The following is a 13,249-nucleotide window of genomic DNA, read 5'->3' as shown; positions in this document are numbered from 1 at the left end:
GACCTATTGCTTCAGCGCGTGAGTACCGGGGAGGTCGAGCTGGTCCTCGTACTCACGACGTGCTCTGATCGCAATGACGCGGCCCTGGCAGGCAATGTCTCTGATGTGACTCTTCGATCCCCCACATTGCGTGAACCCCTCGTCGTGGACCTCATGAGCATTCCGAACACGGCAGCCGAGCGAGTGAGGAACGACTAGAGCTTCGCGTACGCGGTGGTGAAGGATTCGGTCCATGCTCGGATCCGGCATTTCACGCACACTCACTCTTACGCCGCGCATACCGGCTCGTTGCCGGAGCACTTCCGCATCAACACACACTGCGAGTTCGGAGGCGCGCAGTACGACTTCGAAGAAGATCATGTCACAGGGCGGTTCGTATCGTGGGCCTTCCTCGAGACCGTCCTCGGCGACACCCTCAACACTGCGGTGCGGGAAACCACTCAGTAGCGCCGAGCGAGGCGCAGCAGAAGGACCCGACACCGACGATCACCCGCCGGGCCCGCGCTCTGCGCCCTGCCCTGCATCGCCTGATTGCGCATCTGAGCCCTGCTCCTACTTCCAGAGCGAGTATCCGAGCTCTTCTTTTGCGACGCGGTGAGGATCTTCTCTTCAAGAACGTTCCTCTGCTCCTCCTCGAGCTTTGTGGGGTAAACACCCGGCGGACAGGTCACTTCCTCGAGCAGATAGGTGAGACCCGCATCCTTCGATACAAACGCACCGCAGCCGTAGTGAACGTAAGTCACGAGCGATTTCCAGGAGTCCTTCGCCGACTCTCCAACGAAAAAGACGGAAATCCGAAGCTCATCATTGTTGCTGTCGATCTCGTAGATTGTTCCGTCCTCCTCGAAGTAGCGTGATGGGTCAAACTCGCCTCGACCATCAACGATCCGCACTGCTGCCTTAGGAAAAGACTCGACGATAGCTTCAACGGAGGCCGAGCCGCCAGTATCGCTCGCGGTGTTCCACACGAGCAGGCGCCCGAAGCCATCGACGTGGTGGGCCAATCTTTCCGTCGACCCATGGATCTCACTCGCTTTCGAGTGCCCACTCGCCATGGCAACAGCGATCGACACGCACCCCGGAACGGCCGCGAGCGTGGCGCCAACAAGGACCGCTGACACGGCGAGCTTCCGCACGCGGCCCCGAGATGGCTCCCTCCCACCCGATGCGAGATGACTCACGCCACGCCGCACTCCCCGCGGCGTTGCCGGGCGCCTGGGGATCATCACTGCCCTTATCCCCCTTCCCCAGGCAGGAACTGCATCGTGAGCCCGGTGCCGTTCGCTGCGCACGCCTGCGCAGCCTGCCCCGAGGCCGTGTCGTAGGCCTCACGATCGCCGTCCTTCAATGCCTTCTGGATCGCATTCAGGTGTTTCGAGACGGGGCTCTTCCCACTGATCACGCTCGCCCAGAGATCGTTCAGCATCTGCTGCTGAGCCTGCTGCCCCACCTCTCCGAATCCGTCATTCGAGAATCCGAGGTCAAGCCGCAGCTGATATGTCTCGAGTATGGCAAACTGACCGCACTGATAGTTGGCCATGATGGACTCGGCTTCCTCTCGCGACATCCCGCTCAGGTCCTGCCCATGCAAGCCACCTTCTGAGCTCGAGCCTTGAGCGGCCTCGCTTGGTTCAGGCGCCTCTGGTGGAGTCACCGCAGCCTCAGGTCGGACCTCTGGGCTCGGGGAACAAGCGGTGAGAGCGATGAGGGATGCGCCCATCGCAAGGGTCCAGGTAGTGCGAGTAATGGCGTTCATGTGCTTTCCAATCGTTTCGCGGAACTAGGGGTCAAAGCCACCAGCGGACGAAGCATTGGGTGTGCGGAGCGCCCCATCGCCGAGACCGGGCGCTGCGTGTCACGCACCAGCCGATCCCACTCAGTTCATGGACACAATATACACAGAAATTGGATAGATAATTCGAGGGAATGATCGTGTTCTCTCGATCGCGCCACAGGGTATGGGGCAGCTCTCACCGGTATGAACTCGACAGCCCGCTCGTCCTGTATGTGATCCAACGACGGAGACGCCCCCATGTCGAATCGCGCAGAAACACGGACTGGCATCCTCATGGCTGCCGCGTGCAGCATCATCTTGACTGCGAGTTGCAGCACCGATCCAGTGGGAAACGTACCGGTCAGCGCAGACGGGTTCATCCCACCAAGCGGCCCCCTGCAAGAGTTTTCTGGAACGCTCGTCAACCCCGGAAATGGCTACTTATCGCTAGAAGGCGACTCGGAACAGCCTCTCTGGCTCGTGTGGCCCGCAGGAAGCACCCGAGTAGTTGACGTTGCGGACGCGATCCGGCTGCCCGGCAGAGACCGCTCACCGACTCGACCCGAAAGTCAGAAACTCACGCGCACTGCTTCTACTGAGGTTCTAGTCGCGCAGGATGCCCGGAAGACGTGACGTGATGCGCGGGCTCTCCGCAGAACTCGGCTGTGATTGTGGAGCGTGCGGAGAGGAGGCGCGCTACATCCCGCCCGCCACTCGGAGAACAGCGCCAGTGGCGTACGCTGCATCTGGCGAAAGGAGCCAGGCGACGGCGCCCGCGATCTCATGCGGCTGCCCCGCCCGCCCCAACGGGATAACCTCTGCAATTTTCGCAGGCCGATCCGGATCCTGGTGAAACTCCGTCCAAATCGTTCCGGGCTCCACACAGTTCACACGAACACCCGAGTGAGCAAGCTCAGTCGACAGCCCAACCGCGAGCGTTGCGACCGCGGCCTTCGCCGCGGCATAGTGCACGTAGGTTCCGGGACTGCCCGCGGTGGTCGCGGCGGACCCGAGGAGCACGATCGAACCGTTCGTGCGAGCGAGGCGAGGCGCCGCGGCCCTGCAGCTGAGGATCGGGCCCAGGAGGTTCACGTCGATGTCACGCCGAATGGCGGCTGGGTCGAGCGTTGTGAGCGGCCCGACTGTGCCAACAGCGCCGGCGTTCGCGACGAGCCCGGAGAGTTCTCCCATGCGCTCGGCCGCCTCGAGAAATTCCTCAAGCGAATCAGGATCGGTGATCTCTACGCGCTGCGCCTCGGCAGTACCACCGGCGTCGCGCAGCTCGCGGACGACCTGTTCGGCCACGGCCCGATCGCTGTGGTACCCAACAAGCACACCGTAGCCGTCACGAACCAAGCGTTGCGCGACCGCGGCACCTATTCCGCGCGAGCCTCCAGTGATGGCAATGACGTGCGCGCTCGGGTTCATACGCTGATCCTCTCAGCTTCGACGACGTCGACGCCACTCCCCCGCCGCTCAAGTAAACAGCGCATGACCAACCCGTGTCTTCACGCTGAATTGTCGGGAGCGGGACGAAACGCAGTTCTAGACTTGGCTACCCAAACGAGAGGCACAACTAGGTGAGTATTCGAAGAGCAACACACATAGCAGCCGCGTTTTTCGGGACGCTGGCACTCATGGCAGTCGGAGTTAACAGCAGCGCGGCCGCGCCTGACGACCCTGCCGCCGAAGCCGCCCCCTCAGTTATTACCCTCCCGGAACTCTCCTCTGTAACTCCGACCACGGTCACCGAGTACCAGCGCAACACTTTCACGATCACGGGCAAGAATCTTTCCGGTGTGACCCAGCTCCTTGCCGCCGATGTCTCCTACCCGTTCGAGGTCGTCTCAGACACGCAGATCACCTTTACGGCGTATCTCGGCGGCAGCGATGAAGTTCATCTCACCGTCGACGGCGCGGGCGGCTCGTCTAACCCGCTGAGCATTTCGATCCTCCCGCAAGTGTGGGAGGTCCCCGCTGACGACCTGAGTATTACCTATGGTCAAGCGGGACAGCTCACGGGCGACTACACGAAGCTCACCCAGCACGACGCGCTCTACTTTGCAGTCGGCGACGAGACGTACACCCCTGATGCGCAGGCCGAAGGGCGGGCGTCCTTGACGCTCCAGCCCCGCACGCTTGACGCAGGAAAGTACGGGGTAGTGCTCGGCTCATATGCACCTGCTCGCGCTGCGCAGGCGCCCGAAATCATTCCAGAGCGCCCCGCCGGCACACTCGAAGTACGCAAAGCACCAACGGAAATTTCCTACGCCGTGTCGGAGGGCACGCTCCGTGGGAGCGTTACCGCCGCTTTCGACTCAGTGCCAACGGGATCTGTCGTGGTCACCACTCAGTCAGGAACGGTGAACGCTACCGCGCCTCTCGACAGCACGGGAGCGTTTTCCCTCAGCGATTTCTCCGCAGACAGTTCTGGGTTCACGCTCGAATACCTCGGCGATCTGAACCATCTCACCTCCTCAGCGAAAGAAGCGACAACGGACCCGGTGAAACCCATTGATCCTGTGAAACCGGTCGACCCCGTGAAGCCTGTCGACCCGGTGAAGCCGACGGATCCGACGGGGACGAGGCCTGGAGAGACGACGTCAACGAAGCCTGCACAGCCGGCTCCATCAAAGGACCTGGCTCGAACGGGGTCGCCCACGGATCTTGCAGGAATCGCGGTCACTGGCGCAGTGATCGCTGCGCTGGGAGCGGCCGGACTCGTTCTCGCAGCGGCGCGCCGTCGACACCAGCACTAACGAGGCCAGAAGGCTCACTGCAGCGGGTCTCCTCCACAGGAGACCCGCTGCATGCCATTGCTTCTCTCACCCAGGGCTGTTCAGCGCCCCCGGCTACGAGTACCGTCGTACCCACGACAAGGTCCAGCGTCCGATGCCCATCCGAGAACGCGGTGCGAGCATTGGAGCAGCCGACCACGCTTGACCCGACACGAATGGACCACGTTGCTGCAACACTTCCCCGCAGGCCCACACGCTGCCGATGCCCCGGCCCCGGCGGACGAGTCGCACGCAGACCATCAGCCGCGCGGGCAGGCGCAACGGCCACGAACGGCGGACCTGATCTCCGCCGCGCTCTGCTATCTGGGAGCCCTGACGGCACTCGTCGCCCTGATCCTGATCTGGATCGCACGTTCCACCCACGAAGATCCGCCGTATGTGAGCGGCCTGGGGGCGCCGGGTGAGCCCACCGAGTTCGTGTTCCGCGTCGCCCTCACCATGGTCGGCGCAGCCGGGATCCTGGTCGGCCTCGGCTGCTGGAACTCCCGCGCGGGCAAGATCGCCGCCGCCGGCGCGCTTGCACTCACGGTGGCCGGACTCTGTTTTGTCGGCGCCGCAGCTACCCCGTGCACTCCCGGATGCCCAGCCCCCAGCTCCGCGCTCTTCACCGCCCAGGACTTCGCGCACCTCTTCCTCGCGATTACCGGTTTCGTGCTCGCCTGCGCCGCAATGCTCCTCTTCGCGTTTCGCGGCCGCACGTGGGCGCTCCTCTCCTGCACCGCTGCGTCGCTCGTCGCCGTGATCGCGGGCACCGGTGGCATCCTTTCGCTCACCGACACCGCGACCGACTTCGGCGCCCTCTGCGAGTATGTCGCGACCTCGATTGGGATCGCCTGGCTTGTGGCAACCGGCGTCGTGTCGAGCATTCAACTCTGCTGGCCCCGCCCCACCCGGTACCCGCAACGGCTTCCGTGAGGCTACACTCAGACTCGTTCCTTCAGATGGAGAGAGTGTTGGGTTTCATCGACGACGTAGCCTTACTCGCAGGCCTCGGGGCGCTGCTCTATTTGGGCTACGCCCTGCTCCACCCGGATCGCTTCTGATGAACTGGTGGTTCGCAGCCACAGCGTTCCTGACGCTGGCGCTGATCCTCGCCCTCCTGTACCGCCCGCTGGGCGACTACATGGCGTGGGTATTCACCTCTGACCGGCACTGGCGTGTCGAACGGTTCATCTACCGGCTCTCTGGAGTCGACCCCGATCGACAGCAGTCGTGGCGCGGGTACCTCACTTCGATCCTCGCGTTCTCCCTCATTGGGTTCGTGCTGCTCTACCTGCTGCTTCGCACGCAGCAGTTCCTCCCGTACTCTCTCGGCATGGGGCCCATGAGCCCTGACCTAGCGTTCAACACCGTCGCGTCGTTCGTTGCGAACACCAACTGGCAGTCGTATTCGCCGGAGCAGACCGTCGGATACACCGCGCAGGCGGTCGGTCTCACTGTGCAGAACTTTGTGTCGACGGCAGTCAGCATGGCCGTCGCCATCGCCCTGATTCGTGGAATCGCCTCGCGCGGCGGTCGCAGCGGGCTCGGCAACTTCTGGGTCGACCTCGTGCGCGCAAACCTGCGCATCCTGCTGCCGATCTCACTGCTCGCAGCAGTGCTGTTGCTCGCTGGCGGGGTGATCCAGAACCTCGCGGCTCCGGTTGAGATCGAGACTGTCGCGGGCCTCACGCAGACCCTCCCGGGGGGACCGGTGGCCTCGCAGGAGGCAATCAAGATGCTGGGGACGAACGGTGGCGGCTTCTTCAACGCGAACTCCGCGCACCCGTTCGAGAACCCGACGCCGTGGACCAACATGCTGCAGACGCTCCTCCTGCTGCTGATTCCCTTCACGATGCCCCGCACGGTGGGCACGATGGTCGGCGATCAGCGCGCGGGGTACGCTCTGCTTGCCACGATGGCGGTGCTCTTCGTGCTCGTGTACGTGCCGCTCACGGGATTCGAGTTTGCGGGGGCTGGCACGGCCCCCAAGCTCGCGGGCGGCGCGCTCGAGGGCAAGGAACAGCGGTTCGGGATCGTGGGCTCCACGCTGTTCGCAACCGCTACGACGGGCACCACGGGTGGTGCGGTCAACTCCATGCACGGTTCGTACACCGCGTTCGGCGGCCTCATGCTGATGTTCGACATGATGCTCGGCGAGGTGGCCCCGGGCGGTGCGGGATCGGGAATCTACACGATGCTCGTGCTCATGGTCATCGCGGTCTTCCTCACCGCGTTGCTGCTCGGCCGTGCTCCCGTCTACCTCGGCAAGCGACTCGGTACACAGGAGATGAAACTCGTCAGCATCGCCATCCTCGTGATGCCGACGCTCGCGATCGGCGGGATCGCAGTGAGTTTTGCGATCCCATCGGTGCAGGCGGAGATCGTGTCGAGTATGGGAAACGAAGGCTCGCACGGACTTTCTGAGGTGCTCTACGCGTTCGTGTCCGCAGCGATCAACAATGGCTCCGCGTTCGCCGGGCTGAGCGCGAACACCCCACTGCTCAACGTCACGCTCGGCATCGTGATCCTGCTCGGGAGATTCATCCCGATCGTGCTCGTGCTCGCCCTCGCGGGGTCCTTCTCGCTTCAGGGCAAAGCGGAGAGCACACTCGAACTGCCGCTGCACCGACCCCAGTTTGTCGGCCTGCTTGTGGCGCTCATCGTGTTTATCGCGGTGCCCATGTTCGTGCCATACCTGCTCGCTGGGCCGTTCGCGGAAGGATTCGTCCGGTGATCCAGAGACTCCTCGAGCGGCTGCGGAACAACAGCGTGATCTCACCGTCCGCTCTGCGCACGGTGATCCTCGATGCGCTCCGGAAGTTCGACCCGCGCTACCTCTGGCACAACCCAGTCCTCCTGCTCACGGAAGCGGGCGCCGCGCTCACCACACTGATCGCGGTCGCCGAACCGTTTGTCGGCGGGGCGCGCCCCTCAGGCGGCACCACGATGCCTCCGGGGTTCACCTGGGCGCTCGCCATCGGCTTCTGGGTGTGCCTGTTCACCGCAACGCTCGCTGAGTCGATCGCGGAGGGTCGCGGTCGCTCTGACACTGCGTCCCTCCGACAGGCCGCGCGCAGCACCCCTGCCCTTCGAGTGGCAAGTTATGATCCCACCCGCGACCGCTCGGCTCAGAACGCCGAGCTTGAGCAGGTCGACTCGCACGATCTGGTGCCGGGCGATGTCGTCGTCGTGGATACGGGTGGCACAATTCCAGCCGACGGTGAGGTGCTCTGGGGCGCCGCCGAGGTTGACGAGTCGGAGTACACGGGACACGCGGGAACGGTGGTCCGCGAGGCTGGCGGCGATCGCACCGCCGTCATCGGTGGCACGAGTGACCTGGGTGGGCGCCTCGTAGTGCGCATCACCGCTTCGGTGGGAGCGAGCGCATTCGAGCGCACGATACAACTCGCAAGCACCGCGCGCCGCCAGAAGGCCCCCATCGAGGTGGCGTTCAGCGCGCTCCTCAGTTCATTCTCGGTATCGTTTGTGATCGTCGCGCTCACGCTCAACTCTGCGGTCTCGCCCGTCGCGCCGCCGGTCTCCATCCCCGTGCTCGTCGCGATGGTGATCTGCCTCATCCCCACGGAGATCGCCGCACTGATGTCCGTAACCGGCATCGCGGGGATGTCGCAACTGCTCCGGCGCGGGGTGCTCGTCACCTCGGCGAAGTCACTCGAGACGGCCGGCGACATCACGACCGTGCTCCTCGACAAGACCGGCACGGTGACCCAGGGGAACCGGAGCGCGGTCGCGTTCCTGCCGCTCTCCGGGGTCGACCCCACCGAGTTCATGCGTCTTGCGGCGCTCGCATCGATCGGTGACCCCACCCCCGAGGGCTCTTCGATTGTCCGGCTGGCGCGCGCGCTTGGGGCCACTGAACCGGACCCCGCAGGCACCGAACACACGCGCGCTGAGGACGGAACCCCCGTGGTCTTCACCGCGAACGCCCGGATCTCGGGGTATGACCTCCCCGATGGGACGAAGCTCCGAAAGGGCGCGGCGCACGCGGTGGCCGCTTGGCTGAAACAGCAGGGAACGCAGCCATCGCGTCACGTTCTCGCGGAGCTTCAGGCCAGCACACACGCCATCGCGAGCGACGGCGGCACCCCGCTCATCATTGGGGTGAAGCCACCGGCGGGGCCAGGCCGTGCGCTCGGCGTGGTCGACCTGCGCGACACGATCAAGGCCTCCGTACCCGGTCGCGTCAGCGCCCTCCGCGGCCTCGGTATTCGAACCGTGATGGTCACCGGCGACCACGAGCTCACCGCGAAGGCGATCAGCGCGGAGGCGGGGATCGACGAGTACGTCGGCAACTCAACGCCAGAGGAGAAGCTCGCGGTCATCGTGCGCGAGCAGTCCGCGGGGCACTTGGTGGCGATGAGCGGTGACGGCGTCAACGATGCTCCCGCGCTCGCGCAAGCAGACATTGGCATCGCGATGAACTCTGCAACGGCTGCGGCGAAGGCCTCCGCGAACATGATCATCCTGGACGACGACCCCGCTCACCTCGTGGACATCGTCGAGGTGGGTCGTCGACAGATGGCCACCCGCGGTGCCCTCATGACGTTCAACCTCGCCAACGATCTCGTGCGCTACTTCACGCTATTCCCCGCCCTCTTCGTTGGCGCGTTTCCAGGGCTTGCCGCACTCAATGTGCTGCAGCTGCACTCCTCTGCGTCGGCGGTCCTCTCCACGGTGATCTTCAGCAGTCTGGTCATGGTCATCCTGATCCCGCTCGCCCTCATCGGCGTGCCGTACCGGAGCACCGGGCCCCGCGGCGACCTCACCCGCAACCTCATTGTCAATGGACTGAGCGGCGTGCTCGTCCCGATCATCGGCATTAAGCTCATCGACATGGTCGTGAGCCTGATGCCGGGATACTAGGGGGCGTCGTGGCACGCACCATCTGGCGGAAGACTGCCCCGCTGTGGACGGCGCTCCGCATCATGCTGCTCCTCACACTCGTGTTGGGTATCGGCTACCCGCTCGTGATGCTCGGCATCGGGCAGAGCGTCTTTCCGCATCAGGCGAACGGCTCTGTGGTGCGCGCAGCCGACGGTCGGATCGCGGGTTCCGAGCTCATTGGGCAGCGGTTCGCGGACGCCTCTGGCGCGCCGTTGCCCGAGTACTTCCAGCCCCGGCCTTCCGCCGCAGGCGACGGCTACGACGCGCTCGCATCCGCAGGCTCGAATCTGGGGCCGGAGAGTGAAGAGCTCGCCCTGCAGATCGAGGAACGACGGCACGCCGTTGCCTCGTTCAATGAGGTACCCGCGTCAGAGGTGCCGACGGACGCGGTCACAGCATCGGGCTCAGGCCTCGACCCGCACATTAGCCCAGCGTATGCTGCGCTTCAGGTCGCGCGCGTCGCCGAGGCGCGCGGTCTTCCCGTGGACGTCGTGACGACGATCGTATCTGCGGCGACCAGCTCGCGCGATGCCGGCTATCTCGGGGAAAGTCGGGTAAACGTGGTGGAGCTCAATCTTGCGCTCGACGCGCTTGCACACTCGGCTGGGGATCCTCCCCGCTCGGGGTAGGCGAAGCGCCTGCGTTTCCTGCCAACATAGCTGTAAGCCGAACCCGGAGAAAGGACGATGAGCATGAGCGATTCCGCGCCACTGGCCACCGAAGCGGAGGTCAACGCACTCGCGGAGCAGTACTACGGGACGTTGGGCGCCTACGGCTATGCAGAGCCGCTGACGATCGACCCCCGGGATACCGTGCTGTTGCTCGTCGATATCCAGGAGCATCTTTCGACGCCCGCGATCGTCGCGTCGCTCACCGCAGCGGGCCTGTATCACGAGGGGCTTGATCCCGTGCTCCGCGCGATGGAGGCTGATCTCGCCCGGGCCCTCGACAACATCGAGGCAGTGCTCGCGAAGTGCCGCGAGCTGGGCATCCGTCCCGTGCACGTGGGCATCCAGGCGCAGCTCGGAGATGCGTCAGACACCGGCGCGCTCCATCGGGCCGCTGGCATGCTCTACCCGCCGGGCTCCCCCGACTCCGCGTTCCTGCCGCAGGCTGCGCCGCTGCCGGGCGAGGCCGTGCTCACGAAGACCTGCTCAGGCGTGCACGTGGGCACGCACATCGACCAGATGCTGCGCAACATGGGAGTACACCACGTCATCGTCGCCGGTTTCTACACCGATCAGTGCGTGAGTTCCTCGGTGCGAGATCTCGCAGACCTCGGTTACCAGGTAGGCCTCGTCGAGGACGCCATGGGCGCGATGAGCCCCCAGCGTCACGCGAATGCACTCGAGAGCATCCGGAAGCTCTACGCCAATTCAGAGACCACCGCAGAGCTGCTCGACCGGCTCACCGCACTCGAGGCCCAGCTCGCCCGTCGAGCGGAGGGACGGGCCGGAAGGCGCCATCGCCGCTAGACACGCACATGAGGGGCCCAGCGGCATGACGCAGCTGGGCCCCTCGGTCGTGCACTGGGTCTACGCGCGACGACGCTTGAGCGTCACCAGGCCAGCGAGGATCAGTCCGGCGCCGAGGAGCCCCGCGCCGATCAACTCGGTGCCGCCCGTGCGGGCAAGATCCTGATCCCCAGCCGAGCGCTTCGTAGCCGGCTGGTCTCCAGCGGGGGTATCGCCTGGAGCGGGGTCGCTGCCCGGCGCCGGCTTCGCCCCGGGTTCGTCGCTCGGATCTTCACCGGGTGCCGGGTCGGTGCCAGGGCCCGGCTTTGGATCCGGGTCGCCCGCCGGATCGCTCACCGCGATGCTCAGTTCTGCAACATCGACGCCGAAGTCGTCACTCACCGACACCGTTGCACTGAACTCACCAGCAACCGCGGGCATACCGCTGAGTTCGCCCGTTGCCGCATCGAGTGCAAGCCCCTCGGGGAGGCCGTCTACGCTCCACTCGTGGGCTTCCTGAGCACGGGCAGTGAACGACACCGGCGCAATTTCCGTTCCGGTGGTCGCCGAGATCTCCGTCACTGGGTCGAGGATCTCGGGGGCAGGCGCAACTATGCGGGCAGCATCACTCGCGCCGGCGACGCCCCAAAAGTCGTCCGTGTAGGCGAGGCGGAACTGCGCTGCAACCGTTTCGCGCGTCGCGGGGACCTCGAGGCTGAGTCCGTGCGCATCGAGGTCGACCCAGGTCTCGCCGGCATCGTCTGAGCGCTGCCAGGTCACTCCGCTCGCGGCGTCGGCCTTGATGCCCTGCACCTCGGCGGTGAACACGGCTTCCTCGTCCACGGTCTCCACCGTAACGTCCGCCGGCTGCTGGGTGACCGCGGCGGGAAGCAGCACCGAAATGCTCATGTCCGGGCCGCGCTTGCCCTTCGCTCCGTTCGGAGCAACAAGCTCACCGTTGGGGCGCTGCGCCAGGTCAATCGATCCACCGGGCACCGAGCGGAAGCTCTCCGAGCGTTTGCCCGTCGTGTAGTCCGCCACCATCACCAGGCTGAACCCAATCGAGGTTCCCCACGCGCGGTTCTGCTCCGGGTTCGGCACGAGCCCGCTCATCTTGGTGCCCACCGCCACCTCCTGCAGCGACTGCCCCGTGACAGGATCCAGCTTGTTGAGCTTCGTACCAAAGTCAGTTTGATAGAGCGCGGTTCCCGCAGCGTCGAAGCGCATCCGGCTGTACTGCCAAATCGTTGGGGTCGAGTGCGCCGGTCCGAGGTCTTCGAGCGTTGCGGCGGAGAGTAAGCGGTAGTTCGCGTCTTCGGTGTACCCCTCGCCAATCGCCAGGGAGTTTCCGTCCGGCGTAACCTCAATGGTCCCCATCATCTTGACCGAGATCCTGCGCGATGCCTCGATCTCCCCCGAGTCCAAGTTCAGCTTCTGCACGAGCCCGACGGAAGAAACCGTATAGAAGTACTGTCCATCCGGGCTGATCGCTTCCCGATACCCGGAGGAGCGCGGAAGGTCCCAGCGGTCGCGAATCTCGTTGGCAACGGAGTCGATCACGTACACGCTGTCGCCCGATCGCACCGCGACAACGTTTGCGGAGGTCGCGGCGACAATCGTCGATGTGCCTCCCGGGTTGTCGCCCACCTCAAGTGTCTTGACGTGCATACGCCGATCAAGGTCGAATACCCACAGTTCGATTGGGTTCTGTCCGTAGTTCGCGTTGTCGACGTAGGCGTAGCGCCCGTCTGGGCTCAGCGCGAGTGTCCACGGGTCGCCCGAACTCGCGTCGCGTTCGCCGCTCGAGGGATCGCCAGGCACGTTGAGGATCGGAATGCGGATGTCGAGCGGTGCACCCAGCGCCGTCACCGCTCGGGTGAGCTCGGGATCGCTCAGTTCGATCCCGGTCGAGGCAGGTTCCGCTCCGTCGTGTGCGAGCGCCGCGGTCGGCACGGCCAGCGGCGCCAGGCACAGCGCTGCAATCAGCGCGCCGCCCTATGCGGCCTGCCGTGAGCGGCGGGTGTGTGGGTGGGTGATGGTCATCCGGCACCTCCTGGGTGTCGTTCGTGAAGCTCGTCTGATCGCGGGCCCGTGTGGGCTGTGACGACCGCCCTGCGCACCGTGGGCGGGTAGCCCGTCCGGTGTGCGGAACACCATCAATCGTTCTCTCTCACACCGGCACAGAACGAGATTTCTGCGCCAGCACGTCAAAGGAGCAGCGGTGCGGGATCCCGGCTGCGCGGTGAGCGCGAGGCGTGCTCCGTGGTCGCCGGCCAGCAGTCCCGTGGTCAACGGTGCCAGCCTCCGTGGCACCCTGCACCGAGCTCAGCGCACGC

General features: G+C 65.0%; 10 protein-coding genes. 6 read left to right on the top strand and 4 right to left on the bottom strand.

Features of this window, described 5'->3' with window-relative positions; genetic code table 11:
* Nucleotides 1–440: 440 nt before the first annotated feature.
* From D3226_RS07585 to D3226_RS07575, 3 genes are all read right to left on the bottom strand, one after another.
* Nucleotides 441–1,136 (bottom strand): hypothetical protein, encoded by a 696-nt coding sequence (locus D3226_RS07585; protein WP_202381865.1) that lies wholly within the window; start codon nucleotides 1,134–1,136, stop codon nucleotides 441–443.
* A gap of 98 nt (nucleotides 1,137–1,234) precedes the next feature.
* Nucleotides 1,235–1,540: a hypothetical protein gene (locus D3226_RS07580; RefSeq protein WP_202381863.1), complete on the bottom strand. Its 306-nt coding sequence runs from the start codon at nucleotides 1,538–1,540 to the stop codon at nucleotides 1,235–1,237.
* A 930-nt stretch (nucleotides 1,541–2,470) separates the two neighbouring features.
* Complete coding sequence (locus tag D3226_RS07575; RefSeq protein WP_202381861.1) at nucleotides 2,471–3,202, bottom strand: SDR family NAD(P)-dependent oxidoreductase; 732 nt, start codon at nucleotides 3,200–3,202, stop codon at nucleotides 2,471–2,473.
* 209 nt (nucleotides 3,203–3,411) lie between these two features.
* Between D3226_RS07575 and D3226_RS14885 the strand changes: the two genes are divergently transcribed.
* The 6 genes from D3226_RS14885 (at nucleotide 3,412) to D3226_RS07545 (ending at nucleotide 10,934) form a co-directional block, all read left to right on the top strand.
* Nucleotides 3,412–4,533: an IPT/TIG domain-containing protein gene (locus tag D3226_RS14885; protein WP_202381859.1), complete on the top strand. Its 1,122-nt coding sequence runs from the start codon at nucleotides 3,412–3,414 to the stop codon at nucleotides 4,531–4,533.
* Nucleotides 4,534–4,713: 180 nt separating this feature from the next.
* On the top strand, nucleotides 4,714–5,487 hold the full coding sequence (locus tag D3226_RS07565; protein ID WP_202381857.1) for a DUF998 domain-containing protein: 774 nt from the start codon (nucleotides 4,714–4,716) through the stop codon (nucleotides 5,485–5,487).
* A gap of 127 nt (nucleotides 5,488–5,614) precedes the next feature.
* Nucleotides 5,615–7,288 carry a potassium-transporting ATPase subunit KdpA gene (gene kdpA / locus D3226_RS07560; protein WP_202381856.1) on the top strand — a complete coding sequence of 558 codons (1,674 nt, stop codon included), beginning with the start codon at nucleotides 5,615–5,617 and terminating at the stop codon, nucleotides 7,286–7,288.
* Nucleotides 7,285–9,438: a potassium-transporting ATPase subunit KdpB gene (gene kdpB / locus D3226_RS07555; RefSeq protein ID WP_202381854.1), complete on the top strand. Its 2,154-nt coding sequence runs from the start codon at nucleotides 7,285–7,287 to the stop codon at nucleotides 9,436–9,438. The genes kdpA and kdpB overlap by 4 nt, the downstream gene beginning before the upstream one ends.
* Before the next feature lie 8 nt (nucleotides 9,439–9,446).
* Nucleotides 9,447–10,088 carry a potassium-transporting ATPase subunit KdpC gene (gene kdpC, locus D3226_RS07550; protein ID WP_337248932.1) on the top strand — a complete coding sequence of 214 codons (642 nt, stop codon included), beginning with the start codon at nucleotides 9,447–9,449 and terminating at the stop codon, nucleotides 10,086–10,088.
* Nucleotides 10,089–10,151: 63 nt separating this feature from the next.
* Complete coding sequence (locus D3226_RS07545) at nucleotides 10,152–10,934, top strand: cysteine hydrolase family protein (RefSeq protein ID WP_202381852.1); 783 nt, start codon at nucleotides 10,152–10,154, stop codon at nucleotides 10,932–10,934.
* Nucleotides 10,935–10,994: 60 nt separating this feature from the next.
* Here the strand turns inward: D3226_RS07545 and D3226_RS15045 are convergent, their stop codons facing one another.
* A complete protein-coding gene (locus D3226_RS15045; protein ID WP_202381850.1) occupies nucleotides 10,995–12,866 on the bottom strand; it encodes a putative Ig domain-containing protein in 1,872 nt (623 codons plus the stop codon).
* Nucleotides 12,867–13,249: the final 383 nt, after the last annotated feature.

Source organism: Leucobacter chromiireducens subsp. chromiireducens, from assembly GCF_016758255.1.
Taxonomy (GTDB): Bacteria; Actinomycetota; Actinomycetes; order Actinomycetales; family Microbacteriaceae; genus Leucobacter; species Leucobacter chromiireducens.
The sequence above is the reverse complement of the archived record's forward strand: the minus strand, read 5'-3'. Positions and strand labels throughout refer to the sequence as shown.

Coding starts and splice junctions, on each gene's coding strand:
- kdpA (WP_202381856.1), top strand. CDS start 5,615: ATGAACTGGTGGTTCGCAGCCACAGCGTTCCTGACGCTGGCGCTGATC.
- D3226_RS07575 (WP_202381861.1), bottom strand. CDS start 3,202: ATGAACCCGAGCGCGCACGTCATTGCCATCACTGGAGGCTCGCGCGGA.
- D3226_RS07545 (WP_202381852.1), top strand. CDS start 10,152: ATGAGCGATTCCGCGCCACTGGCCACCGAAGCGGAGGTCAACGCACTC.
- D3226_RS07580 (WP_202381863.1), bottom strand. CDS start 1,540: ATGGCCAACTATCAGTGCGGTCAGTTTGCCATACTCGAGACATATCAG.
- D3226_RS14885 (WP_202381859.1), top strand. CDS start 3,412: ATGGCAGTCGGAGTTAACAGCAGCGCGGCCGCGCCTGACGACCCTGCC.